The following is a 26,879-nucleotide window of genomic DNA, read 5'->3' as shown; positions in this document are numbered from 1 at the left end:
GTAATAATGATTAGTATTTTTCATCAGAAAAAAGGCGAACCAGCCAGGTAGCCCCATAGCGGGAAGTCGAAAATGGCACGCTAAATGTTAGCAAGGTGAGGTACTGATTGATGCCGCAGGCTCAGCCCACTCTGCTACACCTGATTGACTTGAGACAGCACGGAAATGCTCGCTACTGCAGGGTGTTGTCGCGGTTCATGGCGGGGACTTTTCTCGGGAAATCAGCATCCTGAATACGTAAACATGCTTCGCTGATGCTGACAGGAAGTCATCGTCCTTGTGTCTTTGAGGATCTGCATTTCGGTGCCGGATCGTGTTAGGTGAATCATGACAGGGTGGTGAAGCAGGAAATCGTGAGTGCGGTCGTGCAAGTGAGAGAGCTAATGGGAAAATTATCTCAGCATCTGACGAGCAGAGCATTGGCATCAACGGGATTTTGCTGGTGACAACGAAGGGGGTTGGCTTTATCTAATATCGGTACAAAAGACTCAGTTGAGAGAGATATTTTAACGCGCTATTCATTGACGAATGAAAGAGATTAAATAGCATTGGTAATGAAATCTTATCGCACTATTTAAACAATAGCACTCGCCCGATAATCAGTTTAAAGACTGTTACAGGGTGGTTAATATGGATGTGTTATACACAACATCCGGAATTGATGATAAAAGTGATTTGTGGTCGACATATCATTTTCTGGTGAGAAAGGAGGTGTTGCGTCTGCAAAAAAGGCTACCAAATAGCGTAGAATTCGATGATCTCATTCAAGCAGGTGCAATGGGATTTATTGCCGCCGTTGACAGCTTTGACGAGAAGAAAGGCGTTGCCCTCAGCGCCTGGGTGACACAATGTGTGCGTTGGGCGTTAATTGATGAACTGCGCGGGCGTGATTGGGTACCACGTCGTGTCAGAACGCATTCGCGTCAAATTTCTGCAATTATCAAGATTGTTGAACAGGAGAAAGGCTCGAGCGCGAGTGAACGGGATATTGCCGAGCGAATGGGGGTTCCACTGCGGGGTTTCCATCAGATGCTGGAAGATAAATATAATAGCCAGCTTCACTCGATTGATGAACTGCGAGAGCATTATGCCGATTTATGGGAACAGGCCAACGATGAACATGCTTTGTTAAACCCTTTGCATCATTCAATCCAGCAAGATTTGATTCAGCTTATTACGCAATACTTACGTTTTATGCCGAAGCGGGAAAGAATCATCTTACAGTTTTATTATCATCATGATCTCAATATGCGCGAAATCGCTCTGTTTCTCAATATTTCAGAAACACGGGTGAGCCAGCTTCACAGTCTGGCATTAAAACGTTTGCGCAGTCGTATGGATTATGATGAAGCGATCTAAAGGTTTGAAGAAACTCAGGATCCGCTAACGGATGAACTTGATAATTAATAAGAATTAATAATCTTATTATCTTTATTAATCATGATCTTAAAGAGATTTTCTCAGTCAGTCTTTTCTGCGGTATTGTTACGGGAATTTCTGATGGATATCATTTTTTCATTGCTGGATGCGACTCAATCGTTGATCAGTGTTTTTCGCGTCGCTGGCAAAAACGTTTAACTCACGATCACACGATGATTAGCATCACATGGGAATAGATATTCCTCTCTTATTGAACCCGTGCTCCGCACGATAAACACAAGGTGTTATCAATGTCTGACTTTGATGAGTATCTTCCGCATATCCACGATTTGAATTTATCTTACCTTTTACTGGCGCAACAATTAATTAGACAGGATAAGTTTGCAGCAGGATTTCGCCTTGGGTTATCGGAGGCGACCATCGATAATCTTAAGGTTCTGACGTTACCTCAATTGATGAAGTTGGCCTCGACCAATCAATTCATTTGCCGCTTACGCATTGATGATGAATTCTTGATTGAGAATCTCACGAAAGAATCACGAATTGAGGCACTACAGAACATTCACACGGGCATTATCTTGTCGACGGATTTACTGAATTCGCTCAATAAAGATCTCGTAACAACAGATTGAGGTGATCAGAATGAGTGAGAAGAATTTGTTGCAGGAAATGCTTGATGATCATATCGCTATGGAGTTGATTTCGCTCGGCGCACGTATGCAGGTTTTAGAATCTGAGACATCTCTAAGCCGCCGACGATTATTACGCTTATATAAAGCGTTACGAGGAGTACCTCCGCCAAAAGGTATGCTGCCTTTCTCAGAAGATTGGTTTATGTCATGGGAGCAAAATATTCACGCATCGATGTTTTATAACATCTATCTGTATTTAAAATTGACGGAAAAAGGGCCGCCAATTAACGTATTGATGAAATCTTACCGACTCTATCTGGAACAGTGTGCTGCTCAAAGCCATGAAAAGCCAATATTAGGACTTACACGCGCCTGGACCTTATTACGCTTTATTGATTGCGGTATTATTTCCCGCACAACGTGCAGAATCTGCCAGGGGGGATATGTGGTGATCACCGAGAACATCAAAAAACCCTTTACCTGCAGTTTGTGCAGTCCCCCCTCCCGCGCCTGTAAAAAATCTCCTGTCGATCACGTGAATAAACAACACGTCCTGGCAGCCGCCACCTTTCTTCCGGTGACCGTGTGAAGCTGGTAAATCATCCATGATGACCAGAAAGTTATTAGCCCGCACCGCGCTCAGGTGCGGGCTATCAACACTGAAGGAGTCATTGAATGAATTTTATTGTTTATCTTTATGTAATTTAATGTTTTTTCTGGCGGAAACCAATTGGCTGCGCGGTTTCAAGCCATCGAACGACTGCTTATTGGCAGCGCATGAAGCAGAGCGGCACAGTGCTATCATTTGCGCTACCTGGCAGATGAGATTGCATGGCAGAATAGCCGCTGGTTTAACAGGAGGGTAGGTGATGACCGACGAAATCGACCAGCGTATCTACGAATTAGTGCGCCGCTACGACGGTGTCTATCTGTTTAAACAAAAAACACTCACGCCGCAGATTGATATCGATACCGATCTGAACTTCGAGCGTGAAGAAGCGCAGGCGTTGATGGACGAGTTCTTCAGCGAATTCGCGGTAGATCGCGGCGGTTTTTTGATTGATACCTACTATCCGGACGAACCGTCACTGGCGCAGATACTGAATCCCTTCAACAAGCGTGAAGTCCCTGTGGTGCCTGATTTTACCCTGAGCATGCTGATCGAATCTGCCAAGGCAGGGCGTTGGCTGTATGAGTAGCGCCAACGCCGTTTAATCATTTCACATGCACAGCAAAACCACTTTCTCCTTCTGCTAATCCTGCAGCGTTAACGCAGTGATCACATAGTCACCGCTATTCTGTGGCCGAAAGGCAAGCGGTGCGGTGTCCACAAGCAGATTGTAGCGTCACTGTAGATTGGCTATCAGCGCAAAAAATTCACTTCTCCCGCGCCCTAAAAATCATCACACTAGCCACCTTTACCGTTATGGAGTGATGGCATGAAAACCCGATTGCTGCTGGCGTTCGCACTGCTCACCAGTTTGAGCGCACCATTGCTGGCAGATGAAGACGGCGTCTCCTTTAGCCATAAAGACTGGGAGCTCGCCTGTGACAATACGTTGACCTGCCGTGCTGCGGGTTACAGCGCTGAAGAGGGCGCAGGGGGCTCAGTACTGCTTACGCGTGAGGGCGGGCCCAATGCACCGACCCACGGCCGTGTGGTGCTGGCTGATACTGGCGATGATGACTCTAAGCAAGTGGATGCACTGGCGCTGTGGATTGATGATCACGCCCAGGGCGAGGTCACCAAAGCGGAGAACGATGAGTGGACGCTAACCGACGCTCAAACGCTGGCGCTGATTAATGCTATCAAAGGCAGTGGCAAAGTGGAGTTTCGCGGGGGCGAAGAGCCGTTCGAGCTTTCCAGTAATGGCGCCTTTGCCACGCTGCTGAAGATGGACGATGCGCAGGGCCGTCTGAGTACGCCTGGCGCACTGGTGCGCAAAGGCAATAAGCCTGAAAACAGTGTTCCCGCAGCAGTGGCGATGCCGGTGATCCAGCAGGTCAACGTCGAAAAAGCCGCGCCGCGTCCGTTGAGTGCGGATGAACTGGCGTTGCTCAAGCCGAAGCTGATTGCTTCACTAACCGATGACGACAGCTGCGATAATCTGGACCCTACGGATGATCAACCCGAAGAAGGCGCTGAGCCACTCACATTAACGCCAGTGGATGACGCGCATGTGCTGATTGCCGCGCTATGCTGGCGCGGCGCCTATAACGAAGGCTATGGCTACTGGCTGATGGATCGTGCATTACAGGGTAAACCGCAGCTGATCACTGATTCCGGTTCCGATTACAGCCAGGGTGTGATTTCTGAGGCACAGAAAGGACGCGGTATTGGCGACTGCTGGAGCACAGCGGCCTGGGTATGGGATGGCAAAGATTTCGTCCAGAGTAGTGATGCCACCACCGGCATGTGCCGTGCGATTCGCGCTGGCGGTGCATGGCAATTGCCGACCCTGGTCACTGAGGTGAAGCCTGCCTCTTAATACGTTGGGAGATTTTGCGAAAAGCCCGCACGAGGCAGCCTGAGGGCCGAATACGACGTGAGTTGGGTTCAGTGAAGTTGCAGCATTGAAAGCAGATTGAGGAGAGGGCGCGACCTGACGCCCTCTTACGGTGATGTGGCGTTATTTACCGCAACACTGCTTGTACTTCTTACCGCTACCACACGGGCAGGGATCGTTACGGCCGGTTTTCTCGCCCGCGAAGTGTGGCAGCTGAGGTTCTGGATCCGGCTGTGCCATGCGCTGTTCCTGCCAGTATTCATGCAGTTCCAGCGCCGCTGGGCGAATGGCGTCAATGCTGGCTTCAAACTCCTCTGGCGAGAACGCTTCGCGCGTTGCCAACTGCGCTTCGCTACCGTGCAGCTTAATGGCTTCCATCGCCGGTTGCAGGCTCTCTGGCAGCTGATCCCAGTCTTGATCTAACGCCACGCCGCGCAGATAGCCATAACACCAGTCTTCCACTACGGTGAACTCCTGACCTTCCATCTCCTGCATGCCAAACAGCGGATCAAACTGATCCGGAAACTCCGCCAGACGTTCGGCAATATCGTTGAAGTGCTGGAAAATCAGCGCCATAAAACGATCCATTTCACGCTCGTTGGACCATTTTGGAATGTGCTTCTTGTCACCCCACATCGCCACCAGCCACTCGCTCGGTTCGATATCGTTCGGGCCGGAGAGCAGAGCCGTCAGCATGCCATCCAGCTCGGAGGTATCCACCACCGACTGTTCATTGCCGTATTTCTCCAGCATATCTTCCAGCCAGTTCAGTTCTTTCTCGGTTAACGGGCCTTGGTTCATACGGCATCTCCTGTGTGGTGCGGGTAGGCAAAGTTTTGACGGCGCGATTATAGCGGGAAGCGGCACGGATTTACCGCTTTTTGCATATCGATTGCTGAAGCTTTCCTAAAAATCATTCGCCATAACATATTGCGCAACAGTATTGGCTGGAATGTGACGCCAATGGCAGCGTAAACGCAGAATTTTATTGCGTTAAGGAGCAAATTTTATGGCGGAAACATTGCCGGTGCTGGATTTGGCGCTGCTGGAACTCCCGGATGCTGAACAGTCACCTTATCTCGCTGAACTGCGCACCACGGCGCGTGATGTCGGTTTTTTCTACCTGATCAATCATGGCATCAATCCACAACTGCTGCAGAACGTGCAAAGCATCACTCAGGCATTTTTTGCCCTGCCGGATGAGGAGAAGCAACGCGTCTCAATGATCCACTCGCCACATTTCCGCGGCTACAACCGGGCTGGTGTGGAATATACCCGTGAACAGCGCGATCAGCGTGAGCAGTTCGATATTGGCGCGGAACGCATGGCATTAACGTTGCAAGACGGCGACCCCGCCTGGAAGCGTCTGCAGGGACCAAATCTATGGCCAGAGGCGCTGCCGCAGCTAAGGCCGGTGATCCACGCCTGGCAGCAGGCAATGACGGATGTCGCACTGCGCCTGTTGCGCGCGTTTGCCAAATCGCTGTCGCTGCCACCGGATGCGTTTGATGCGCTGTACGGTTCGCATCCCAATGAACATGTGAAGCTGATTCGCTATCCCGGGCAGGCGAGCAATGCCAGTCAACAGGGCGTAGGTGCGCATAAAGATTCTGGCTTCCTGACATTTCTTCTGCAGGATGAACAGCCCGGATTACAGGTGGAAGTGACGCCAGAAAACTGGGTGGATGCGTTGCCAAAACCGGGTGCATTTGTGGTGAACATCGGTGAACTGCTAGAGATTGCGACCAATGGCTATCTGCGCGCAACGATACACCGCGTGCTGTCACCACCTGCACACAAGGAGCGTGTTTCCATCGCCTTTTTCCTGGGTGCGCAGTTGGATGCCGAAGTACCGATTTATCAATTACCCGCGCCGCTCGCGGCTGAAGCGCGTGGGCCGACCAGCGATCCCAATAATCCGCTGCTGCGTGAAGTGGGCTGGAACTATCTCAAAGGGCGTTTGCGATCGCATCGCGACGTGGCAGCGCGTTACTACACCGATGCCCAGAACACGGTTCAAACATCATAAAAGTAAGGAAAACATATGACTAAAAAGGTGATAGCCACGCTGGCACTGTTCTCGATGTTCAGCACCTCTGCTTCGGCAGCGGCTTTGCGTGTGGCGGCCGATCCGGTGCCACACAGTGAAATCCTCAACCACATCAAACAAACCGATAAAAAGCTCGACCTGAAAGTGATTGAGCTCAACGGAAATCTCAACGCCAATGAACTGTTAGCGCGCGGCGATGTTGATGCTAATTATTTCCAGCATGTGCCTTATTTGCGCGATCAAGAAAAAGCCCTGGGGGAGAAATTTTCCGTGGTGGCGACGGTGCATATTGAGCCGTTAGGCATTTACTCGCATAAAGTGAAATCCCTGAAAGATCTGACTGATGGCGCGCAGGTCGCGGTGCCCAATAATGTCACTAATTTAAGCCGTTCGCTGTATCTGTTGCAGGACAGCGGTTTGATCAAACTCAAGGGCAGTCAATCCCATTCGCTGGTCACGACAGCGGATATCAGTGACAACCCACACCATCTGAAAATCATTGAAATCGAAGCGCCACAACTGCCGCGTGCACTGGATGATGCACAGCTGGCAATCATCAACGGTAACTACGCGTTGCAGGCAGGGCTAGTGCCATCGAAAGATGCGCTAGCGCTGGAGCAAGCGAAAGATAATCCGTATGCCAATGTACTGGTGACCACGCCAAAACTGGCACATGACCCGCGGATTCTTGAATTAGCCAAAGATCTGGAGTCAAAACAAACTGCCGAATTTATCAACCAGCACTATCAAGGATCGGTGATTCCGGTGAATCAATAATTCCCAGCCGCCACCTGTTTCTGGCAGGTGGCGATTACCCCCATCTGTGTTATATTTCGCCACAAACACCCATCGCACGTTTTGCTAAAAATAAAAAATATTATACAAATCAATTGTTATGAAAACTTTTACCAGGATTCCTGAATGATGCGGCGCATCATTTCGCTTTTGCTGCTGTTGTGCTGCAGTCTATTGCTGAGCGCCTGTGGCACGCTGTCACAAACCTCTGCGCCAGTCGGCGATAAAGTCTATCTCTCCCATGCGACCTTTAATGAAAACGTCGATGACATCGTGCGGCATTACATGCAGCAAAAGCAGGTGTCGGGCATCAGCATTGCGATTATCCATCAGCGCCAGCCTGCGCAGTTTTATAGTTTTGGCGTGACTGATGCGGTACACCGTTATCCGATCACACCCGATACGTTGTTTGCGCTTGGATCGCTCAGCAAAGGCATAACGGCGGAGGTGATCATTGAGCTGGTGGATCGCGGCGAGCTGCGCTGGAACGATACGCTTGCTACGTTGCTGCCGCCGGAAGTGCCGCTCAGTGAAGATGCAAAACGCATCACGCTGCTGCAACTGGTCACGCACACCTCTGGCCTGCCGCGTCAGGATATGGATTTGCCGATGTTTATGAAATTTATGGCGTATCTGCGCAGCGGAGAGAATTTTTACGGCAACCTCGATAGCGATGCAGTGCTGAGCTATCTGGCTGATTTTGACGCACCAGCAAAACCCGTGGCGCAGTATTCCAATCTGGGATATGCGCTGCTCGGCTATATTCTGAAGCATCGTCTGCATCAGGGCATCGAAAGCCTGGCGCAACGCAATCTGTTCCAGCCCCTGGGCATGACCAGCAGCAGCTTTACACCGCAAAGCTTGCGTGGCTATCCGATGCGTGCGCTGGGCCATGCGGGCGATCAGCCAAAGCTGATTCCGCGTGGTGAGTTGACGCCGGATTGGGCATTCAGCAATAACATGGTGGCCGCCGCCAGTTTGTATAGCAACGCACGTGATTTAATCCGCTATCTGGATGCGCATTTACACAATGACGCCAGCGCCCCCATCAATGCCGCTTTTGCTCAGGTTAACCAAGGCTATGAACAGCATGGCAACCAGTCTCAAAATATTGCCTGGGTCACGGACACCTACGGTCAGCAGAAAATCACCTATCAGGTGGGCTATATTGGCGGCTACTCCAGCTTTATCGGTTTTGATAAACAAAATGGCAATGCGATTGTGGTGCTGCAAAATGCCTTTAACTGGAGCAACTATCTGGGTATTGCTCTGTTGATGGATCTGGCACAGAAGAACCAGGCAGAGTAACGAACATGGTTGCTTGCAATTTTACTGCGCCAAAAGTCGCTTTTGCTGAGGTATGCTGTGCAGCGAAATTTGACGCGCAAAGCGCGCCGGGGGAACCTTCTGCGTGCTGCACTTGTCAGTAAATTGGACAGTTAATAATTAACCAGAGTGGAAATCACCAATGCGCAGGACACACGTCACCCTTCTTTCTGCAGGAATTTTTCTGGGCGCTTTGAGCCTGACTCCAGCCGCACTGGCTGAAGGCGAGCAAACGGATAACGTACCACCGCCACCTCAGGTGCAGCAGACCGCACCCGACGCACAAACTCAGGCTCCGGCAGTGGATGCCCCGGCCAGCAACGAACCAGCGGAATCCAGCGGCGATGTGGCACCGATTCGCCCATCGCAGAACGGGATGCAAGATGCCCCTGCCGGGCAAAATAATTACGATCTGAATACCATCATTATCGACTACAAAGAGTACAAAGTCGGTGATGTGGTACCCGATGAGTATCGTAAAAAGCAGTACACCATTGTGGAGTGGCAGCCACGCCACCTGCCAGCACCGCAGCCTGGTACACATTGGGCTTATATCAATGCCAACTACATCCTGATCACCGACGACAGCGGCAAGATTGTGATGGGTAAATCTGGCGACATCTTCTTCAAGGGTTAATCTCTCCCTTTGTGTGGCGGCCGTCAGGCTGCCACGCTTCCTGCAAATCCCTCCTCCTTCAGATTCATCCTCTCGGGTGCTTTTTAATGCGCCGGAAAAGTGGCACGCTGCTCATTACGCTTTCACTGACAAAGGAACTGAACCATGACGCAACACACCAATGCCTACGGACAACCAGTCGGTGCACCATTGCCAGATTGGCAACCGCGCAGCTGGCCCTCTTATGAGACTTTCAACGGCCAATACTGCCGTCTGGAACCTTTAAGTGCGGAACGCCACGGTCGCGATCTCTACGCCGCCTATGCGCTGGCCATTGATGGTGGTGACTGGACTTATATGTTTGCTGAGCCCTTTACCAGTGAGGCGGAGTATCTGGCTTATGCGCGCAAGATTGAGCAGGGTAAGGATCCGATGCATTTTGCGGTGATTGATCTGCGCAGTCAGCGTGCGGTGGGCACATTGGCATTGATGCGCATCGACACCGCGCACGGCGTGGTGGAAGTGGGGCATGTGGCGTTTTCACCGCTGCTCAAGCAAACCTCTATGGCAACAGAAGCGCACTATCTGCTGATGCGTTATGCCATTGAACAGTTGGGCTATCGTCGATACGAATGGAAATGCGACAGCTGTAATCTACCTTCACGCAAAGCGGCATTGCGGCTGGGATTCCAGTTTGAAGGCCTATTTCGCCAGGCGATTGTTTATAAAGGGCGCAGTCGTGATACCTGCTGGTTCTCGATTATTGATGGCGAATGGCCGCCGCTTAAGCAGGCATTCGAACGCTGGCTGGCAGCGGAGAATTTCAATGCAGAAGGGACGCAGCGCATGAAACTGGAAGCGCTGCGTTAAGGTTGTGAAGGGCCGGGCTGCCCGCCTGGCTCAGCTGTTTAAGAGATATTTTGTCGTCATGGCAATCAATGCGGTGGCGATAGTGAGCAGAACGCGTCTGATCCAGATGTTGTCTTGTTTTAACTCGGTAAAACCAATCTGCATCCGTTGGTCTAACGCGTTGATTTTAATGTCTTGCTGATTGAACCGTTCGTCGATTTTTTCGAATCTCTCATCGATTTTTTCAAATTTCTCATCGATTTTTGCGAATTTCTCATCGATTTTTGCGAATCTCTCATCGATTTTTTCAAATTTCTCATCGATTTTTGCGAATCTCTCATCGATTTTATCGAATCTTTTATCGATTTTGGCGAACTGCACGTCAATTTTCTCAAACCGCTCATCGATTCTGGAGAATCTCTCCTCGATCCTCGCAAACTTTTTATCAACTTCATCAAACCGCCCATCGATACTTTTTTCGAGCACTTCAAAACGCTGATTCACGCCGTGAAATTGTAATGTAACCTCGTTTTGAAATTGGTCTAAGCGGCCTTCGAGAGCATCGAGTCGGTTATTTGTCGCGCTTTGCGCCCGGATCAGGCTTTCTGTCGCCTGTGACAAGTCAAATTTGGTTAAGGCATTTTCCTGCTGCATATCAGCAAAAATCTCCACCATTACCTCAGCCTGTCTATCGGCGACGCCTGCATCCTGTAACGCTTTATAGGCTTTATGCGTGTTAATCATGGTCAGTATCATCCTTTCATTCCTCTGGTGTCCTTCCGTGAAAATGAAAGCCTATCCAGCAGGTGATAGTTTCACAATGTAATGAAATGGATTTTGCGCGGCATCTCGAAAAAAATCAATGCTTACAATAAGTAACGAAAACAACTAATAAAAAAGGCCTGCGCGTTGGCAGGCCTGCATGGGTGGGGGAATGGCTTAATTTTACGGATGTGGAATAATTTTTATTTCCACCATTCCAATGCCCAATTTGCGCGGATCCTGCCCGGTAATATTGCCGACGTTAGAGAGTTGCGGCTCAGGTGGCGCAATAATCAGGTTGTGACTGCCGTTGGGGTTGCTGAAGTGCAGTGTGGTGGTCGAGAAATCATCGCCCAGATTCAGCATCTGCTCTTCATCACCGACGCGAACTGGAATCAGTCGATGCGCATTGGGTCCAAAAGCGCGCGCGGTGATCTGCACATCAAAGCGAGACGGTAAAGGTTCGACATATTCGATGTTCACTTCAGGTGCCAGATTCGCATTTGACCAACGTCCCCAGCTTTCGGGGCGAGATATTCCAGTGAAACGCTTCACGCTGTCGGGCGCGCCTGGCACAGTCAGCAGGAAGCTGTCGGCGTTATAGCGAATCGCATTATCTTCCACGCGAATCTGCTGCTCGTTGAGTTGATAAGTCGCGGCACTCACCTCGGCTTTCGGGAATTGCGCTTTGCCCTTCCACTGCGGTTTATCGATGCGCGTTACCGTCGGTTTTGCACCCATCTGGCCCATGGCGACACAGAGATCGCTAGAGAGTGCCAAATCGGGCTGCCATAAACGGCCCATCTTGAAGCAGCGATCGACCCAGACAAATTTATCAGAAGCGGTAAAGTCTGCGAGCTGGTAGCGCAGCGGTGCCGAATATTCGCCTTCTGGCAGTGGCTCGACGCGATCTTGCCCAATGCGAAATAGAATAGGCAATTTAAAGGTAGAGCCGGAGAAGCTGAAGGTATTTTTTTGCTGGTCGACAGTAAACGCATCGAGCTTGCTGGGGAAATTCCACAGCTGGATGATATCGGCTTTCCATGCGGTCACTTTTTGCGCCATGTCTTCAAACTGCGCCGATAAAGACGTCGAAGAGAGGCCGCTGCGGCCGAGTCCAATCGCCTTATCACCACCCAGAATATCCAGCACCGTCGCACCGTTATCCAGGGTACTGCGTTTGCCATCCAGCACTTCTGCTTGTGGCTGGTCACCACGAATCACCATAAACAGATCGCGGCGCGGCTGCTTAATCAGGTACTGATGCGCGGTGTTATTCATGGCCAGATGATCCGAACTGACGACGATGATGGTGTTTTTGAACCAGGGCGACGCTTTGATGCGCGCAATCAAACGCGCGACATGCTCTTGTGAGCAGGCCACCGCACTGAAGGATTGGTTCGGTTTGCCATCGTAGCTGTAGCTTTTGCGCTGGCAGCTGCGCGAGATAAATCCGTCAGGGTGATGGGTGTCCACCGTCAGGGTGAACAAGGCAAAACGTTTTTGCTGACGTGAAAGCGCTTCGTATTTCTCAAACACTTCATCCATCACCGTATCATCGTAAAAACCCCAGTTGTTGCGGTAACTGGGATCGGCGACGCGGCTGATGAGCTCTTGCGAGCCGTACATATGCGCGGGCGAAAAGCCGTGTGACAGCAGGAAGGTATCCTTGCCAGCAAAACGTAAGTCTGCGCCCTGGATAAACCAGTTTTCATAGCCGGAATTCTTCAGGATATCGCCGAGGCAAATATTCTGCGGGTAAAAGCTGGAAAGCGAGGCCGAAGCGTTGCCATCAAAAGGGGCAAACAGTGGGATACCGCATTGAGAAGCGACCATGCCAGCAATGGTATAATCGGTGCCTGGTAACTGTTCGGTTTCACTGAAATCGATGCTCTGGTCTTTTTCGCGACTCAGTTCCGGCGCGAGTCCGGGGAAAGCATCTTGATCAAAATAGGTGCGTTCAAGGCTCTCACCGTAGATGTACACCAGGTTGAGTTTGGGATCGGGAATGGTTTTATTGGGCGTCTTATAATAGTTATCGAAATCAGAGTCGGCCAGACGTGAATGTGAGGCAATAAGATCCTTCACCTGACGAAAAGCAGGTGTGGTTTGCACCGAACCTGCAGCGCAGGCGATAGCCAGTAAACTCCAGCCTAAATGATGCGGCCGTTTACGGCGGCGTAGCAGCCAGGAAAGCAGGCAAAACAGCAAAAACAGGCCAATGATTAATCCAATAGCGGGCACCACATATTTACTGACGCCGGCACCTGTCAGGCTGTTGGTCAGGGTATACAGCACCGCATCGGTGATGCCATCGCCGGTAAAATAGTTGCTGGCAAACAGCGTGGCATTGAGCACGATAAACAGCGTGAGCAGCACTAAGATCAGGATAAACCAGAATTTATTTCGCCCGGCTTTGTAGGAGTAAACGGCGATTGCCGCTAAAAAGAGTACAACCGAAACCAACTCGGACAAGGTTTGATCCTCACATAAAATAGTGACGCCATCCCTGCGCCCTCGGCCCTCTTTGGGGGTTATGCGTCAATTTATATGGGCTGTCACAGTGCTGCAACATAACCACACAGAATTGTGCGGCGGGTTCCGATCCGTTTAAGGCAGGTTTAGATTGACTATGGTTTGACCTGGCAGCAACGCACGCGCCGCTGCCAGCGAGGGGCGAGGAGGGATCAGAGCTTGCCAGTCAGATACTGCGCTTCGCCGTCGGCAAAGCTCCAGTCGCCTTTGCTGTTAGTGATAAAACTGATCATCAGATCGTTGCCTTGCACGCCACAATTTTCCTGCAACTCGCGCGCTAACTCTGCCATGAATAGCGTTTTCTGTTCTTCACTTCTTGGGCTGGTGTACACGCGCACCATCACCAGGTTATCGGTCCGCTCGAAACCCAGCCCGGTATCCTGAAACACCATTTGATAGCGTTTATTCTCATGAACAATCTGATAGCGATCCCGCGCGGGTACTTTGAACGCGGTTAATACCGCGCGGTGCGCGGCGTCCAGCAAGGTACGAATTTCTGATTCAGAACGGCCCTGAATCACATCAAAAGTCAGTAACGGCATAAATAAACCCTCGTTTTTGCTCACAAGATAAGAGTAGGATGTGGCTTTATGCTGCCGCTTGCTGCAGGAAAGAAAAAGCGCGCTGGTTGAAATGATTATTTATTATTTTGAACAATCCATATGAAAGAAATCAAAACTGATGCACTCTGGGTGCATTTGCACTGGCTAACGGTGCTGGCTGAACTGGGCAGTTTTACTCGTGCAGCTGAACGATTAGATGTCAGCAAAGCGGCCATGAGCCAAAAGATTAAAGAGCTCGAAGAGATGGCGGGGGTGTCACTGGTGCAGCGCACCACGCGCAGCGTGCGTCTGACCTCGGCGGGCGAGAAGCTGGTGGATGAGTTGCGCGATCCTTTCGCACGCATCGCCCAAAGTTTTTTCAGCGTGCGCGATGAGGCCGGGCCAGTCCGCGGCCTGGTGCGTGTCAGCGCGCCGGTGGCGTTTGCACGTCAGCAGCTGGTGCCGATTATCGGTGATTTTTTGCGAGAGTATCCGCAGGTGCGGCTGCAGCTGGATGTTACCGATCGCTTAGTGTCGTTAGGCAGTGAAGGATTTGATCTCGCCATTCGCCATAGCCAGACATTGCCCGAAACCCATGTGGCGTTGCCGCTGTGTGAGACGCGCGCGCTGTTAGTGGCCTCGCCGGCTTATCTGGCGCAAAACGGTGTGCCTCAGGTGCCAGAATCGTTGCAGCAACATAACTGCCTCTACTATCCGCGTGGTCTGGAATCGCCACAATGGCGTTTTCGCCCGGTGAGTGGCGGCAGTGAATCCGTGCAGGTAAAAATTCAGGGTAATTTTGCTACCAATAACAGCGAATCAATCCGCGATGCCGCGCTGCAAGGACTGGGCATTGCCATGCTGCCCGATTTCAGCGCCGCGGCGTCGCTGGCAGCAGGCACGTTGCAACAGGTTCTGCCGCAGTGGCAAACCGTGGATGCTTTTGCCGATCGGCTGTGGGTGGTGCGCCCGTATGCAGCACAGGTGCCACGGGCGGTGACCACCTTTATCCACTGGCTACGCGCGCGCTTTGTTGATGGGTGAAGCCAACGCCATCGCCGCATGCGGCTGCATCATCTCACCCAGCAGGCTGCTGCGGTTGTAATTGCCTAAACGCAGGTTGAAGTCGAGGTGCATCTGTTCGTTACCGCTGAGCTTAATCACCGGTGGTGGCGTCATAGGACGCTGGTTGAACAGGATGGCATGTGCAAACGCCTCGCTTTTCCAGCCGCTCAAACGCTGATAATAGTAAGCGTTGGCTTCACACTTGCGCAGATAGAGATTCACCCGACGATATTCCCGCATCGCCGCCTGTTGCGCCAGTGAACCCAACTGCTGCTGCGGTTGGTCAATTTTCTGGGTCAGGAGTGCATAGTCATCGCGCTTGTTGAGCTCGTTGAAATAATTTTGCTCACCCAGATGTTTGATGGGGGCGTACTGCTTCTGCCATTCACGAATAAACGGGTTATTCGGTGCCGCCGCCAGGAACCAGTTTTCAATCACTGGCGCCAGATAATTGACGGTGGAATTTTCACGATAATAACCAATCACATCCATGCAGCGCTCTTGATGGGCACGATGCACCCATGAGAGATCTTCAAATAACAGCGTGCTGCAATCAATAGCAATACCGCCGTAGCGCAACAGCAGTTCCAGACGAATGACTTCGCTTTTTTGCTGTTCGCTTAATAATGTTGAGGTGAAAATAAAATCAGGTAAAACTTCTTTTACCGTTAATCGATTGAGCAAATAGATATCGTGATCAGGATTATCTTTGCGCAGCTTTTGAATATTTAACATCATAGATTTCGGTAAATATTCACTATCCCAATACATCCACACTTTTTTCGGTATTTCTGGCAGCGACTTTTCGCCAGAAAACAACACGATATTGTCCTCTTCGCTAGGATCGTACTCCGGCGCGCAGAGCGCAGTATGCTGTTTTTTCTGCAGTAATGTCTGGCTGGTAAAAGCGATTCTTTTCCAGTTCTGCCAGAGCGCGAGCGCTGGCTGGAGACGTTTTTTATTCATGGTGCACCTGATTATTGTGATTATGGTGGCAAGGATTCCCTGATGCTGGCAGCTTATGCGCTCTTATGTTTCCTCACGGCTGTGTGTAAAAAGTACTCACATCAGCTTAATAAAGCATTCTGGTCTAAGAGGCTATTACTTTTTTTTGCTTTCAGATAAACCGGAAAATGAAGGATCCGTTAAGCGTAAAATTTCCCGGAAATAATTGAATGGCCGGCTGATTTTATAATTAATCATCGTTAGGACTATTCCTAATAAAATAACTTGGCCTTGGCGCTGGCTGCGGGTTAGATAAAAAATCCCCGCATTCAAATGCTTTAAAGCGGCTACATTTTTCGCTGGCCTGGCAGGGATTTGCCCCTTGTTGATGCAGGTTAACTACGCTTAAACAAGGTGGTTAACACAAAGGAGGCACTATGCAGCCACACAACCGTGGATTACTGGCGGTCGATAAGCAGGGGAATCGGGTTCTGTTTCTCGATCCCGACACCTTTGCCGTGCAACAGGAGCTGAATGCGTTTCCGCCGCGTCCGCATGAGTTACTGATGTTACCTGAGCAAGAGAAAGCCTATGTGCCTATCTATGGTGACGGCATTCATGGCGACAATCCCCATCCTGGTCACAAAGTGGCGGTGATCGATCTACGCAAACGCCAGATCAGCGGTTTTATCGATTTATCTCCGTTGCAGTCGCCCCACAGTGGCCAATTGGGCCGCGATGGCAAAGTCTACCTCTGCTGTGAAAACAGTGCGGCTGTGGCAGTCATCGATCCCGTTACCGATAGGGTGGAGAAAATAATTAAGCTGCCATCGCACAATGCGCATCGTCTGACGCTTTCACCCAGCGGGCGTAAATTGTTCACAGAAAACGAAGAAGACGCCAGCATCACGGTGGTGGATCTGTGCGAGGCAGAAGGGCGCATCATTGACAATATTCTGCTGCCGGGGCCGATCTCCGGTATCGCGGCCTCGCCGAAGCATCCTTATCTGGTCGCTAGCGCGGCCGACGCACCGTTACTGTATGTGGTCGATCGCCAAAGCCATCGTATTCGCCAGCGCATTAAACTCACGGCCCATCAACAGCCCTGCCAGGTCGTGCGCTTTAGCGCCAACGGTGAGCGTTTGGTGGCGATTGGCGATCAGGAGCCGCTCATCACACTGTTTGATGATTTACTCAATCCGTTGGGGGATGTTCCAGTTGGCAACAAACCGATGGATGGCTGTTTCAGTGCGGATAATCGAACGCTGCTGATTGCCAATGAAGGCGATGGATCATTGAGCGTGATTGATTTGCTGCAAATGAAAGTGATAGCGACCCCGAACGCCGGAAAAGGCTGTGAGGTGCTGAGTTACTTCCAGTTGAACTGACGGCGGGGTATCTCCTTGTGACAACGATCGTCAGGCACCTGCTCGCAATATTTGATTGGGCGTATCAGGGTTAAATAAACGGGCGATGGTAAATCGCGCTGCTCCAGTGGCGGCTGCTGGCATGTTTTTCCGCCTGCCAGCCGCGTTTACGTAATTCCCGGGCGATCATTTTGTTCATGATGCCATGCCCCACCAGCAACACCGTTCCCTGTTTAGATAACGTGACCAACTTATCTGCCGCCTGACGCGCCCGTGCTCGGGCATGGGTCAACGATTCCACATGTCCGGCGTAACCGCATAACCATAACAGGCGCAAAAGGGCGAGCCAAACGGTCAGCGGCAGGTGCAGGCGTTCGAACGGCAGCAGCGGCATGGCCACTTCACTGAAGACCTCATCCACCTCATGCGGTTGCAGGCCGAGACGCGTGAGCGAGGAACGCGCGCGGGGTAGCGGGCTGGAGGCGATCACGCGGGCCATTCGCGCGATGGCCATACTGCGCGGCGGCGGTGAGTCGCAAATATCGGCCTGGTCATAGCCCTCACACCAGTCGGCCAGCGCTCGCGCAGTAAAGCGCCCGCTGACCGGATGGTCAGGTTTACCGTGTCGCATGAGGATGATGGTCATAGGCGCCCTGTGTGATTTTTACCCAGTGTAATGCAGGTGATAGCTGAACCGCACTGGCGAAAGGGTTTTAAGATTAATTCGCAATTGTCATCAAAGCTTAACTGATTTGTGCGAAAAAAAGCGCGATGAAGGATCAGCCACAACTCAGCTAATGATAAGCAACGCTCGTTAATTACATTGAGGTTAATGCGCTGCTGTTGGTTTGAATAAGCTGTAATGTTATGAATTAACGCCATTTTTGCTTTCTAATCCCGAGCTATAGTGAAGATAAATTAATTATTTTCACTTTTATCACTTGATTTATCTACGCGCGTAGATAGACTATGTCCACAGTGATAACTCACGGTGCCAGAGACAAAGTTGGCCTTGAGATGACGTGGTTACATTTGCCTTACTAATGCGATCGATGAAAAAAACATCGACGAGAACAGGCGAATGAGTGAATTCCAACACCAGGGAGTTCTTTGACTTTCATCCAGGTTTGCCTACTGAACGTCGTCACCGGGGAGTTCCGCTTGTTGCAAGGGAACCGTCCCACGGAAGGGCGTTTGCTGTTTTCACCTATTTCAGGGAAAAGGTCATGACGGTACATCAGTCCGTTTCGCAACAAACTTCACTGAGCACCTCTTCAGCTGCTGACATGCAGCTGGAAACCTCTTCTGGCCGCAAAGATTTCTGGCGCGCCACCTTCTCTTGCTGGCTCGGCACGGCAATGGAGTATGCGGATTTCGCGCTCTATGGCCTGGCAGCAGGCATCATCTTTGGCGATGTGTTTTTCCCCAATGCCACACCCACTATGGCGCTGCTCTCCAGTTTTGCCACCTGGTCCGTCGGGTTTATTGCACGCCCAATTGGTGCGCTGCTGTTTGGCTGGATCGGTGACCGGAAAGGCCGCAAAACCGTGATGATCGCTACCATCATCCTGATGGGCGCATCGACAACATTGATTGGTCTCATCCCTTCTTACGCCACGATCGGCGTCTGGGCACCCGCTTCTCTGGTGCTGTTGCGCTTTACCCAAGGGTTGGGCGCCGGTGCAGAACTGTCTGGTGGCACCGTGATGCTGGGCGAGTATGCCCCGGTTGCGCGTCGCGGTCTGGTCTCTTCCGTGATCGCCCTCGGCTCGAATAGTGGCACGCTGATCGCCTCGCTGGTGTGGCTTGCCGTGATTCAGATGGATAAACAAACCTTGCTGGATTGGGGATGGCGTATTCCGTTCCTCAGTAGCGTGCTGATTGCCGTGGTCGCGTTATGGCTGCGTCGTCATCTGCGTGAAACCCCGGTGTTTGAACGCCAGCAGGCGCAACTGCAGGCAGAGCGTAACGCCACATTGCAGCATGCCGCCGCCGAGGTTGATACCCGCAGTTTCTGGCAGCGCAGCCGTGCGTTCTGGACGATGGTCGGCTTACGTATCGGCGAAAACGGTCCTTCCTATCTGGCGCAGGGCTTTATCGTCGGTTATGTCGCGAAAGTGCTGATGCTCGATAAGTCGGTGCCAACGACGGCGGTGTTTATTGCCTCGTTGCTGGGTTTCCTGATTATTCCGTTTGCCGGTTGGATGTCTGACCGCTTTGGCCGCCGTATCACCTATCGTGGTTTCTGTCTGCTGCTGATGATTTATGCCTGGCCGGCATTCAGCCTGATGGACAGTCGTGACCCGGCGATTGTGATTCCGGTGATGGTTGTAGGCATGGCGCTGGCCTCGCTCGGTATTTTTGGGGTGCAGGCCGCGTGGGGTGTGGAAATGTTTGGTGTCAAACACCGTTACACCAAGATGGCGGTGGCGAAAGAGCTGGGGTCTATCCTTTCTGGAGGGACAGCACCTTTGGTGGCTGCGGCGCTGTTATCGTTCACCGGACACTGGTGGGCGATTGCCGTGTACTTCTCGGCGATGGCGACCATCGGTTTTCTGACCACGTTTGTGGCACCGGAAACGCGTGGGCGCGATCTGAATCTGCCGGAAGATGCGATCTGACGCGCAACACGCTGTAAGTGAAACAGTGCCATTGGCCGGTTATGCCGGCCAATGGCATTCATGCAGAGGCAAGAGCATTGGCGAAATCCCCAGGCGGAAATGTAACACGTAGCGATGTGGCGAAAGCCGCCGGCACCTCAGTGGCGGTAGTGAGCTACGTGATTAACAACGGACCGCGCCCGGTGGCGGAAGCCACGCGGTTGCGCGTGCTGGAAGCGATTAAACAGACCGGCTATCGACCGAATGCAGTGGCGCGTGCATTGGCTTCCGGCAGCACCAAAACCTTTGGCCTGGTAGTGCCGAACATCAGTAACCCCTTCGTGGCCTCAATGGCGCATATGCTGCTGCAGGAATCACTGGATCACGGCCACGTGATGCTGCTGGGGGATGCCGGAGATGATCGCAAGCGTGAGCTGGAACTGATTCAGGGCTTGCTGAATCGTCAGGTGGATGGCCTGTTTTATACCAGTGTCGACCGCCACCCATACATAGATGTGATTCAGGCCAGTGGTACACCGCTGGTGATGCTGGATCGCGTTGACCCCCGTCCCGGCGTGAGCATGTTGCGGGTGAATGAGCGCGAGGCCTCACGTCAGGTGACTGAACATCTGCTCAGCCACGGTTATCAACAGGTTGGCATGATCAGCGGTCCGCTGGAGATGCTGAATGCCCAGGATCGTATTCAGGGCTGGCGCGATGCCATGGCAGAGAAAGGCCTGCAGGTCGATGAAACCCTGATTTTCCCTGCCAGCTACTCGCGACAAGGCGGTTATGACGCCACAAAACGTATGATTGCCCGCGGACAAGTGCCGCGTGCGCTGTTTACCAGCAATGAGGGCCAGGCGATTGGTTGTATCCGCGCGCTCTCTGAACACGGTTTGCGCGTGCCGCAGGATGTCGCCCTGGTGTGCTTTAACGGCACCGATCAATCCGCGTTCCATGTCCCGACATTGACGACCGTACGTCAACCGCTGCGGGAAATGGCACGCAGCGCTATCGCCATGCTGAAAAATGGGGATGGCGAAGCCCAACTGGCAGAGTTTCCTCACTATCTTGAAATCGGTGAGTCCTGCGGCTGCCTGCTTACTCAACAAAAATAAACCTATAAAACCATGAAAAGACTGATTATTGATTGTGATCCGGGAAATGGAATTGCAGGGGCGAATACCGATGACGGCCTTGCGCTGGCACTGGCGTTGGCATCACCTTCGCTGTCGGTTGAACTGATCACCACCGTCACGGGTAACACGCCGAGTGCGTTAGGGGCGCAGGTTGCCAAAGATTTACTCCAGCGATTAGGACTCAATGTTCCCGTGGTGCAGGGCGCGTTGCAGGCACTCCGCGAAGACCCCGCCCCCTGGCGCGCACGCCTCGATGGCGTCAAGGACGCGAACCTCGCTGAACTGTGGCGGGGCGTGCGTAAGCCGCAGTTGCTCGCGGCAGATGGCAATGATGCCGCAGGCGTGATGGGCCAGCTGATTTGCGATAATCCCGGCGAATTTACTCTGGTGGCGATCGGTCCTCTGACCAACGTGGCGCAGGCGCTGCAGCGCTATCCACAGATGGCTGAATCCGTGGCAGAAATTGTGATTATGGGCGGTGTGTTCGCTTTAGATGATTACATCAAAGACACCAACTTTGGTCTGGACCCCGAAGCGGCGCATCAGGTGCTGCACAGCGGCGCAGCCATCACGCTGGTGCCGATGGACGCCACTACACAAACATTGATGACCCATCAGGATCTTAATCGTCTGACGACCAACGACCATCCGTTACCGCAATTTGTCCGTGAAACGTTGCGCCCGTGGATTGATTACTCGATTCGCACCCGCCATCTGCCAGGCTGCTGGATCCACGATGCGCTGGTGATTGCCTGGCTATTGAATCAGCGCGTGGCGGATGGGGTGGATTACTTTGTCGATATTGAGTTACGCGCCGGCGCAACGCGCGGCAAGAGCTGGCGGTATCGATCGCCACTGCGCCTGGACATTGGCGTGCCGGAGCAGACCGGGGCATTGGTGCATGTGATGCAGAACGTCAACAATCCGTTGCTGCTGGAGATGATTGAGAAGGCGTTTAATCAACTGCAGCGCTGATTGCCCATAAATGCGTGCGGCACACTGAGTCGCACCGGTCTTCCTGCCATACCGCCTGGAATTTGCCCTTTCAGATTGCACTGCTGTAGGCGGTGCAATGTTTCACTCGATGACATGCTTCCTTACACCGCGAATCACTCCCTGACAATTCCCCGCCGCAGCCCTCCTTTCCGACATGCTATATACAAATAGTTAACACAATAATAACCAGCGAAATCATTCGCCGGATAACGTTCCAATAAATTCTGGTCAATGAACCGGAAGCTAATCAGACAGGATACCCCTATGTTCAACTGGACTGCGACCCAGCGAAACGTGGCGTTTGCCAGTTTCGCCAGCTGGACGCTGGATGCGTTCGACTTCTTTATCCTGGTGTTTGTACTCAGCGATCTTGCCCAGTATTTCAACACCAGCGTCTCCGATGTTTCTGTTGCCATTATGCTCACGCTGGCGGTTCGACCGATTGGCGCGCTAATTTTTGGCCGTCTGGCTGAGAAGTATGGCCGCCGCCCGATTCTGATGCTCAATATTGTGATGTTCTCACTGTTTGAGCTGCTCTCTGCATGGTCACCGAACTTCACCGCCTTCCTCGCCTTCCGCGTGTTTTACGGCGTGGCGATGGGCGGCATCTGGGGAGTGGCATCGTCACTGGCAATGGAAACCATTCCGGATCGCTCGCGTGGGCTGATGTCCGGCATCTTCCAGGCGGGCTACCCTTGTGGCTACCTGCTGGCATCGATCATTTTCGGACTGTTTTTCGAGTCGGTAGGCTGGCGCGGCATGTTCCTGATTGGCGCATTGCCGATTCTGTTGCTGCCGTTTATCTATTTTAAAGTGCCGGAATCCCCGGTCTGGCTGGCCGCACGCGAACGCAAAGAGAGCACGGCGCTGCTGCCGATTATTCGTCAGCACTGGAAAATCTGCATCTATATGGTGCTACTGATGGCGTGCTTTAATTTCTTCAGTCATGGCACCCAGGATCTCTATCCTACCTTCCTGAAAGTGCAGCATCAGTTTGATCCGCACACGGTGAGCATCATCGCCATCAGCTATAACATTGCGGCGATGCTGGGTGGGATTACCTTTGGTGCGCTGTCAGAACGTATTGGCCGTAAGAAAGCGATTATCCTTGCTTCCTTCCTTGCGCTGCCGGTGTTGCCGCTGTGGGCGTTCTCCAGCGGATCATGGATGATTGGGATTGGCGCGTTCCTGATGCAGTTTATGGTGCAGGGCGCGTGGGGCGTGGTGCCGACCTATCTCACCGAGCTGGTACCCGCAAATGCGCGTGCGGTGCTGCCGGGCTTCGTTTATCAGTTGGGTAATCTGATTGCCTCGGTCAATGCGACCTTGCAGTCTCGCATTGCCGAGGCCCACGGCGGCAACTACGGCCTGGGGATGGCGATCGTTGCCGGTACGGTAGCGGTGCTGATTTGCGTATTTGTCGCCTTTGGGCGAGAGACGCGGGGTATTGAAATATCCGGTGCGGTCGCGCGCGAACAGCGTTAAAGCGCCTCGCAGACGTCGATCCATTTCGCCGCAGTCAGTTCAGCCATGCGCTGCGGCGAAATGCGCACAGCACTGTGAATCGAACCTGCTGCGGGCAGCACTTCATCAAAACCGCGCAGGGTCACATCACAATAAACGGTCAGGGGATTTTCCAGGCCAAAAGGGCAGACGCCACCCACCGGATGCCCGGTCCAGTTCACCACCTCATCCACACTCAACATGCGTGCCTTAGCGCCGAGTGCGGCTTTCAGCTTGCGGTTGTCGAGACGGGCATCACCGCGCGTCACAATCAGTACAACGGCATCTTTCACTTTTAACGACAGGGTTTTGGCGATTTGCCCCGGCATCACGCCATGGACGCGTGCGGCCAGTTCTACCGTGGCGGTGCTCTCCGGCATCTCGATGATGTCGATATCCGGTGCATGTTCGGCAAAGAAGTGCCGTACCGACTCCAGGCTCATTTTTTTCTCCGGTAAAAACAGAGCCTAAAAGCTGCCACAAGGGGGGAAAAGTGTAAACGGGATAAAAAGAGAATCTGTAACAGAATGCGCGCAGGTTAAACCACTTTTAACGTGCAGTTACCACAGCGTTCCACGTCCGGAATGCGATAGCGCTGGCAGCAACTGCGACGCTCCATCTCGCCATGACGCGGGATCATGGTGCGATAAAGCGGATTGTCGCTGCCATCCAGCAGCGTCTGGGTGAAGAACAATGCCTGTTCCAGCTGAGTGATGACGGGCGCGGATAACTGGCCTTTCAGTTCACCGAGGAACCAGTAAAAAGAATAACCCATGTTGTTCCAGATGAGTTTGGCGTTGATATCACCGTGCTGCGTCATGCCGTTGACAGCCGGGATCAGGCATTGCTGAATCAGGCGGTCAATGCGCTGCTGTGCACTCAGGTAACGCGCCTCTTCATCTTCCTGCACATCAATCCAGAAAGCGCAGGGATGGCCGTTTTCATGAAATTCCACATGAATCAGATGGGGCGCGCACTTCAATGCCCGCGGCTCCTGCAGCAACATCAGCATCAGCGGGGCCAACAGTAAGCCAAAATACCATTGTGCCCAAAGTGACTGCAGCGGTTTGGCTTCATGTTGCACATCAGGGTGATTGCGATAGAGATAATCGCTATAGCGTTGTGTCAGGCGGCGATAGTGAAGCGGTGTGGACCACTCGGCCAGCGTCAACGTCCCTGCGGGAGCGGCCTGGCCGAGTTTGACGTTATCCAGCATGTAGCTGCGTTGATCACGCATCAGATCTTCCAGTGCGCTCGCTAAGCTGCGGTCGCTCTGCATAAAGATCAGAGGATGGTCGCTAAAGCGATGATCCTGACGCGTGATAATGGTCATGCCGGTCCTGAGTGATAACGGGAATCGTGAGACAAATGATAATCGTTACTGTCAATGCGAACAAGATGTCATCAAGCGAAGAAAGGGGACGGAGCCACTTATCAGCAGGCGATGCCGCTTGGTGATAAATGGCTTCGCTCATCTACCGGTTAAATCAGGTCATTACTGACTTGCGTCAGCTTCGGCAAATCTTCCCAGGCGAGTATGGTGTTACGCCCCTGATTTTTCGCGACGTATAACGCGCGGTCAGCATTTGCCACCGCCTGGTCAAACTCATCGCCAAAAATAGGTGCGATTCCGGCACTGATGGTGACGTGGGTGGAGACCTTTTCATTAAAGCGATGCGGGATTTCGAGGTCCACTACGTACTGACGAATGCGCTCCGCCAGCTTCATCGCAATCGATGCGTTAACGTTGGTCATCAGCACCAGAAACTCCTCACCGCCATAACGCGTGACGACATCGCGTGAACGCACGGCATCCCGAATGGCAACCGACACCCGCGCCAGCGCCTGATCGCCCATCGCATGACCGTAGTTGTCGTTGTAGGCTTTGAAGTGGTCAATATCCAGCAGCAGTACGTAATGGCTGCCCGCGTGGTTTTCCAGAATGGTGTCGAGGCGATTTTTCAGGCCGCGGCGGTTATACAAACCGGTGAGCGGATCCAGCATACTCAAATCGCTAAAACTCTCTTTTTCCTCATACAGCTGGCTAACCAGTCGTCGGGTAAAAGTATCAAAACGGCGGCGCATTAAATGATGCAGCGAGAAACCGATCAACGGCAGCGTAATCGTAAAAATGATCATCATTAAATGCTGACCATCATCTAATAACAATACGGTTAATACGGGGGGCGTAATGTGTAAACAAAATGCGATCAAATAATCACTGAGCGCAATGGCACTGATAAAAAATACGCTTAACAAGCTGATTATTAAAAAGCTGCCATCAAAATAAAAAACCTGATGGTATCTGTGGTTAATGTGCCATGCCCAGAGCGCACCTAATATCATGGCAACAGGATTTAATAGCGGTAATTTCCGTTTTGGCATCATCAGACAAACGGTCAGTAACGTCAGGCTGAAAGCCGCGACAATGCCTACTGGCAGCGAGCTTACCGGGCTGTCTGTGCCTAAAAAAGGCATCAGGCAAAAAAGCGAAACGGCGACATTTAAAAACAAAAAGAGCATCAGCGAAAGCCGATATTTGCTGTGTTTCAACTCATCATAAGATTGTAATTTCATTATTATTACTCTTCACAGCCCTGAAATATCAAAGCGCTACCCGTGGGAAATACTCCCGCAAATCGGATAGTGAGCACGTTATTGACGTGTTATCGAAATAGTTATCGGCGGCAATTTAGCATTTTCCAGTAAATCTGTCATCCAACGCATCCCGCGATAAAAAATTCGCTGCAAGATGAGAAATATTGTCATATGATAATACGAATATTTATCATTTGAGGGTTGCGCGATGATCATGGCGATGATGGCTGCCTGCGGCTTATGGGGCGTGAGCTGGATGATGGGTAAGCGGCTGGACAGCGGTTGGGGAGTCTTGTTGCCCTGTGCTGCTTTACCGATTTTCGCGCTGTGGGAGCCGAGTTTCAGCCAGTGGCGCGTGGTGATGATTGTGGCACTGTTGCTGACGGTAGTGATGCTGTTCCATCATCGTCTGCGTCACTATCTGCTGCTGCCTTCTTGCCTGGCATTGGCCGGGGGCGCTGCGGCCGTCACGGTGAACTTCCACATTATCTGATGCCGTTTCCGAACGGCAGAAACGACAAAACACGCTTAGCGCGTGATTTTTTCGTTTAATTCAACGTTGGGAATGTACTGCCAGGAAAGTAAGACAACGTGGTGCGAAGGGAGGGACTTGAACCCTCACGTCCGTAAGAACACTAACACCTGAAGCTAGCGCGTCTACCAATTCCG

At 52.0% G+C, this 26,879-nt stretch carries 26 protein-coding genes; 17 read left to right on the top strand and 9 right to left on the bottom strand.

Features of this window, described 5'->3' with window-relative positions; all coding sequences use genetic code 11:
• Positions 1 to 630 precede the first annotated feature (630 nt).
• The 5 genes from fliA to ACCW76_RS04745 all read left to right on the top strand — a co-directional run bounded on the left by fliA (position 631) and on the right by ACCW76_RS04745 (position 4,501).
• Positions 631 to 1,359 (top strand): RNA polymerase sigma factor FliA, encoded by a 729-nt coding sequence (gene fliA, locus ACCW76_RS04765; RefSeq protein ID WP_436337915.1) that lies wholly within the window; start codon positions 631 to 633, stop codon positions 1,357 to 1,359.
• A gap of 311 nt (positions 1,360 to 1,670) precedes the next feature.
• Positions 1,671 to 2,012 (top strand): flagellar transcriptional regulator FlhD, encoded by a 342-nt coding sequence (flhD, locus tag ACCW76_RS04760; protein ID WP_038649313.1) that lies wholly within the window; start codon positions 1,671 to 1,673, stop codon positions 2,010 to 2,012.
• A gap of 10 nt (positions 2,013 to 2,022) precedes the next feature.
• The gene (gene flhC / locus ACCW76_RS04755; RefSeq protein WP_436337914.1) at positions 2,023 to 2,601 is read left to right on the top strand and encodes a flagellar transcriptional regulator FlhC; all 579 of its coding nucleotides are present in this window, start codon (positions 2,023 to 2,025) and stop codon (positions 2,599 to 2,601) included.
• 280 nt (positions 2,602 to 2,881) lie between these two features.
• Positions 2,882 to 3,211 carry a DUF1493 family protein gene (locus ACCW76_RS04750; RefSeq protein WP_081946746.1) on the top strand — a complete coding sequence of 110 codons (330 nt, stop codon included), beginning with the start codon at positions 2,882 to 2,884 and terminating at the stop codon, positions 3,209 to 3,211.
• A gap of 240 nt (positions 3,212 to 3,451) precedes the next feature.
• A complete protein-coding gene (locus tag ACCW76_RS04745) occupies positions 3,452 to 4,501 on the top strand; it encodes a DUF1176 domain-containing protein (RefSeq protein WP_436337913.1) in 1,050 nt (349 codons plus the stop codon).
• Between the two features lie 141 nt (positions 4,502 to 4,642).
• On the opposite strand, the gene ACCW76_RS04740 is transcribed toward ACCW76_RS04745, so the two are convergent.
• On the bottom strand, positions 4,643 to 5,320 hold the full coding sequence (locus tag ACCW76_RS04740) for a YecA family protein (protein WP_045815920.1): 678 nt from the start codon (positions 5,318 to 5,320) through the stop codon (positions 4,643 to 4,645).
• A 208-nt stretch (positions 5,321 to 5,528) separates the two neighbouring features.
• On the opposite strand from ACCW76_RS04740, the gene ACCW76_RS04735 reads away from it, so the two are divergent.
• The 5 genes from ACCW76_RS04735 (at position 5,529) to ACCW76_RS04715 (ending at position 10,176) form a co-directional block, all read left to right on the top strand.
• Positions 5,529 to 6,548 carry an isopenicillin N synthase family dioxygenase gene (locus tag ACCW76_RS04735; RefSeq protein ID WP_436337912.1) on the top strand — a complete coding sequence of 340 codons (1,020 nt, stop codon included), beginning with the start codon at positions 5,529 to 5,531 and terminating at the stop codon, positions 6,546 to 6,548.
• Positions 6,549 to 6,563: 15 nt separating this feature from the next.
• On the top strand, positions 6,564 to 7,346 hold the full coding sequence (locus ACCW76_RS04730; RefSeq protein ID WP_436337911.1) for a MetQ/NlpA family ABC transporter substrate-binding protein: 783 nt from the start codon (positions 6,564 to 6,566) through the stop codon (positions 7,344 to 7,346).
• A gap of 144 nt (positions 7,347 to 7,490) precedes the next feature.
• The gene (locus ACCW76_RS04725; protein ID WP_436337910.1) at positions 7,491 to 8,672 is read left to right on the top strand and encodes a serine hydrolase domain-containing protein; all 1,182 of its coding nucleotides are present in this window, start codon (positions 7,491 to 7,493) and stop codon (positions 8,670 to 8,672) included.
• A 160-nt stretch (positions 8,673 to 8,832) separates the two neighbouring features.
• Positions 8,833 to 9,327, top strand: coding sequence for an RcnB family protein (locus ACCW76_RS04720; protein ID WP_034826295.1), 495 nt, complete (start codon positions 8,833 to 8,835; stop codon positions 9,325 to 9,327).
• A gap of 144 nt (positions 9,328 to 9,471) precedes the next feature.
• On the top strand, positions 9,472 to 10,176 hold the full coding sequence (locus tag ACCW76_RS04715; RefSeq protein ID WP_038649290.1) for a GNAT family N-acetyltransferase: 705 nt from the start codon (positions 9,472 to 9,474) through the stop codon (positions 10,174 to 10,176).
• Between the two features lie 30 nt (positions 10,177 to 10,206).
• Here ACCW76_RS04715 and ACCW76_RS04710 read toward each other — a convergent pair whose 3' ends face one another.
• The 3 genes from ACCW76_RS04710 to ACCW76_RS04700 form a co-directional block, all read right to left on the bottom strand.
• Positions 10,207 to 10,899: a hypothetical protein gene (locus ACCW76_RS04710; RefSeq protein ID WP_436337909.1), complete on the bottom strand. Its 693-nt coding sequence runs from the start codon at positions 10,897 to 10,899 to the stop codon at positions 10,207 to 10,209.
• Between the two features lie 201 nt (positions 10,900 to 11,100).
• Complete coding sequence (opgB, locus tag ACCW76_RS04705) at positions 11,101 to 13,392, bottom strand: phosphatidylglycerol--membrane-oligosaccharide glycerophosphotransferase (protein WP_436337908.1); 2,292 nt, start codon at positions 13,390 to 13,392, stop codon at positions 11,101 to 11,103.
• 212 nt (positions 13,393 to 13,604) lie between these two features.
• Complete coding sequence (locus ACCW76_RS04700; protein ID WP_034826287.1) at positions 13,605 to 13,994, bottom strand: tautomerase family protein; 390 nt, start codon at positions 13,992 to 13,994, stop codon at positions 13,605 to 13,607.
• 120 nt (positions 13,995 to 14,114) lie between these two features.
• On the opposite strand from ACCW76_RS04700, the gene ACCW76_RS04695 reads away from it, so the two are divergent.
• Positions 14,115 to 15,038 carry a LysR family transcriptional regulator gene (locus ACCW76_RS04695; protein WP_436337907.1) on the top strand — a complete coding sequence of 308 codons (924 nt, stop codon included), beginning with the start codon at positions 14,115 to 14,117 and terminating at the stop codon, positions 15,036 to 15,038.
• On the opposite strand, the gene ACCW76_RS04690 is transcribed toward ACCW76_RS04695, so the two are convergent.
• A complete protein-coding gene (locus tag ACCW76_RS04690) occupies positions 15,012 to 16,025 on the bottom strand; it encodes a glycosyltransferase family 32 protein (protein ID WP_436337906.1) in 1,014 nt (337 codons plus the stop codon). The genes ACCW76_RS04695 and ACCW76_RS04690 overlap by 27 nt on opposite strands.
• A 416-nt stretch (positions 16,026 to 16,441) precedes the next feature.
• Between ACCW76_RS04690 and ACCW76_RS04685 the strand changes: the two genes are divergently transcribed.
• The gene (locus tag ACCW76_RS04685; protein ID WP_038649273.1) at positions 16,442 to 17,392 is read left to right on the top strand and encodes a YncE family protein; all 951 of its coding nucleotides are present in this window, start codon (positions 16,442 to 16,444) and stop codon (positions 17,390 to 17,392) included.
• 70 nt (positions 17,393 to 17,462) lie between these two features.
• On the opposite strand, the gene ACCW76_RS04680 is transcribed toward ACCW76_RS04685, so the two are convergent.
• On the bottom strand, positions 17,463 to 18,017 hold the full coding sequence (locus ACCW76_RS04680) for a histidine phosphatase family protein (protein ID WP_038649268.1): 555 nt from the start codon (positions 18,015 to 18,017) through the stop codon (positions 17,463 to 17,465).
• A 580-nt stretch (positions 18,018 to 18,597) separates the two neighbouring features.
• On the opposite strand from ACCW76_RS04680, the gene ACCW76_RS04675 reads away from it, so the two are divergent.
• From ACCW76_RS04675 to ACCW76_RS04660, 4 genes are all read left to right on the top strand, one after another.
• Positions 18,598 to 19,992, top strand: coding sequence for an MFS transporter (locus ACCW76_RS04675; protein WP_436337905.1), 1,395 nt, complete (start codon positions 18,598 to 18,600; stop codon positions 19,990 to 19,992).
• A gap of 77 nt (positions 19,993 to 20,069) precedes the next feature.
• The gene (locus tag ACCW76_RS04670; RefSeq protein ID WP_045832968.1) at positions 20,070 to 21,092 is read left to right on the top strand and encodes a LacI family DNA-binding transcriptional regulator; all 1,023 of its coding nucleotides are present in this window, start codon (positions 20,070 to 20,072) and stop codon (positions 21,090 to 21,092) included.
• A 12-nt stretch (positions 21,093 to 21,104) separates the two neighbouring features.
• Positions 21,105 to 22,088 (top strand): nucleoside hydrolase, encoded by a 984-nt coding sequence (locus tag ACCW76_RS04665; RefSeq protein WP_038649259.1) that lies wholly within the window; start codon positions 21,105 to 21,107, stop codon positions 22,086 to 22,088.
• Between the two features lie 252 nt (positions 22,089 to 22,340).
• Complete coding sequence (locus ACCW76_RS04660) at positions 22,341 to 23,594, top strand: MFS transporter (RefSeq protein WP_436337904.1); 1,254 nt, start codon at positions 22,341 to 22,343, stop codon at positions 23,592 to 23,594.
• Here ACCW76_RS04660 and ACCW76_RS04655 read toward each other — a convergent pair.
• The 3 genes from ACCW76_RS04655 to ACCW76_RS04645 all read right to left on the bottom strand — a co-directional run bounded on the left by ACCW76_RS04655 (position 23,591) and on the right by ACCW76_RS04645 (position 26,189).
• Positions 23,591 to 24,055, bottom strand: coding sequence for a YbaK/EbsC family protein (locus tag ACCW76_RS04655; protein WP_038649256.1), 465 nt, complete (start codon positions 24,053 to 24,055; stop codon positions 23,591 to 23,593). The two genes, ACCW76_RS04660 and ACCW76_RS04655, sit on opposite strands and share 4 nt — an antisense overlap.
• Before the next feature lie 95 nt (positions 24,056 to 24,150).
• Positions 24,151 to 24,945, bottom strand: a complete 795-nt coding sequence (fhuF, locus tag ACCW76_RS04650) for a siderophore-iron reductase FhuF (protein ID WP_038649253.1) — start codon at positions 24,943 to 24,945, stop codon at positions 24,151 to 24,153.
• A gap of 149 nt (positions 24,946 to 25,094) precedes the next feature.
• Positions 25,095 to 26,189, bottom strand: a complete 1,095-nt coding sequence (locus tag ACCW76_RS04645; protein WP_038649250.1) for a GGDEF domain-containing protein — start codon at positions 26,187 to 26,189, stop codon at positions 25,095 to 25,097.
• Positions 26,190 to 26,418: 229 nt separating this feature from the next.
• Here ACCW76_RS04645 and ACCW76_RS04640 point away from each other — a divergent pair, with 229 nt between their 5' ends.
• Positions 26,419 to 26,703 carry a DUF1435 domain-containing protein gene (locus ACCW76_RS04640; protein WP_034826266.1) on the top strand — a complete coding sequence of 95 codons (285 nt, stop codon included), beginning with the start codon at positions 26,419 to 26,421 and terminating at the stop codon, positions 26,701 to 26,703.
• The last annotated feature ends 176 nt before the right edge of the window (positions 26,704 to 26,879 follow it).

This window comes from Pantoea sp. C8B4 (assembly GCF_051336905.1).
In the GTDB taxonomy this organism is placed as follows: domain Bacteria; phylum Pseudomonadota; class Gammaproteobacteria; order Enterobacterales; family Enterobacteriaceae; genus Pantoea; species Pantoea rwandensis_B.
Note: the sequence above shows the minus strand (reverse complement) of the source record. Positions and strands in the feature narration are given on the sequence as shown.

Excerpts from the sequence above, each read along its gene's own strand:
- ACCW76_RS04730 (WP_436337911.1), top strand. The coding sequence starts at position 6,564 with ATGACTAAAAAGGTGATAGCCACGCTGGCACTGTTCTCGATGTTCAGC.
- ACCW76_RS04750 (WP_081946746.1), top strand. The coding sequence starts at position 2,882 with ATGACCGACGAAATCGACCAGCGTATCTACGAATTAGTGCGCCGCTAC.
- flhC (WP_436337914.1), top strand. The coding sequence starts at position 2,023 with ATGAGTGAGAAGAATTTGTTGCAGGAAATGCTTGATGATCATATCGCT.
- ACCW76_RS04655 (WP_038649256.1), bottom strand. The coding sequence starts at position 24,055 with ATGAGCCTGGAGTCGGTACGGCACTTCTTTGCCGAACATGCACCGGAT.
- fhuF (WP_038649253.1), bottom strand. The coding sequence starts at position 24,945 with ATGACCATTATCACGCGTCAGGATCATCGCTTTAGCGACCATCCTCTG.
- ACCW76_RS04645 (WP_038649250.1), bottom strand. The coding sequence starts at position 26,189 with ATGAAATTACAATCTTATGATGAGTTGAAACACAGCAAATATCGGCTT.
- fliA (WP_436337915.1), top strand. The coding sequence starts at position 631 with ATGGATGTGTTATACACAACATCCGGAATTGATGATAAAAGTGATTTG.
- ACCW76_RS04660 (WP_436337904.1), top strand. The coding sequence starts at position 22,341 with ATGAACCGGAAGCTAATCAGACAGGATACCCCTATGTTCAACTGGACT.
- ACCW76_RS04640 (WP_034826266.1), top strand. The coding sequence starts at position 26,419 with ATGATCATGGCGATGATGGCTGCCTGCGGCTTATGGGGCGTGAGCTGG.
- ACCW76_RS04745 (WP_436337913.1), top strand. The coding sequence starts at position 3,452 with ATGAAAACCCGATTGCTGCTGGCGTTCGCACTGCTCACCAGTTTGAGC.
- ACCW76_RS04740 (WP_045815920.1), bottom strand. The coding sequence starts at position 5,320 with ATGAACCAAGGCCCGTTAACCGAGAAAGAACTGAACTGGCTGGAAGAT.
- ACCW76_RS04680 (WP_038649268.1), bottom strand. The coding sequence starts at position 18,017 with ATGACCATCATCCTCATGCGACACGGTAAACCTGACCATCCGGTCAGC.
- ACCW76_RS04665 (WP_038649259.1), top strand. The coding sequence starts at position 21,105 with ATGAAAAGACTGATTATTGATTGTGATCCGGGAAATGGAATTGCAGGG.
- ACCW76_RS04700 (WP_034826287.1), bottom strand. The coding sequence starts at position 13,994 with ATGCCGTTACTGACTTTTGATGTGATTCAGGGCCGTTCTGAATCAGAA.
- ACCW76_RS04690 (WP_436337906.1), bottom strand. The coding sequence starts at position 16,025 with ATGAATAAAAAACGTCTCCAGCCAGCGCTCGCGCTCTGGCAGAACTGG.
- ACCW76_RS04720 (WP_034826295.1), top strand. The coding sequence starts at position 8,833 with ATGCGCAGGACACACGTCACCCTTCTTTCTGCAGGAATTTTTCTGGGC.
- ACCW76_RS04675 (WP_436337905.1), top strand. The coding sequence starts at position 18,598 with ATGACGGTACATCAGTCCGTTTCGCAACAAACTTCACTGAGCACCTCT.
- ACCW76_RS04725 (WP_436337910.1), top strand. The coding sequence starts at position 7,491 with ATGATGCGGCGCATCATTTCGCTTTTGCTGCTGTTGTGCTGCAGTCTA.
- ACCW76_RS04735 (WP_436337912.1), top strand. The coding sequence starts at position 5,529 with ATGGCGGAAACATTGCCGGTGCTGGATTTGGCGCTGCTGGAACTCCCG.
- flhD (WP_038649313.1), top strand. The coding sequence starts at position 1,671 with ATGTCTGACTTTGATGAGTATCTTCCGCATATCCACGATTTGAATTTA.
- ACCW76_RS04695 (WP_436337907.1), top strand. The coding sequence starts at position 14,115 with ATGAAAGAAATCAAAACTGATGCACTCTGGGTGCATTTGCACTGGCTA.
- ACCW76_RS04715 (WP_038649290.1), top strand. The coding sequence starts at position 9,472 with ATGACGCAACACACCAATGCCTACGGACAACCAGTCGGTGCACCATTG.
- ACCW76_RS04710 (WP_436337909.1), bottom strand. The coding sequence starts at position 10,899 with ATGATTAACACGCATAAAGCCTATAAAGCGTTACAGGATGCAGGCGTC.
- ACCW76_RS04685 (WP_038649273.1), top strand. The coding sequence starts at position 16,442 with ATGCAGCCACACAACCGTGGATTACTGGCGGTCGATAAGCAGGGGAAT.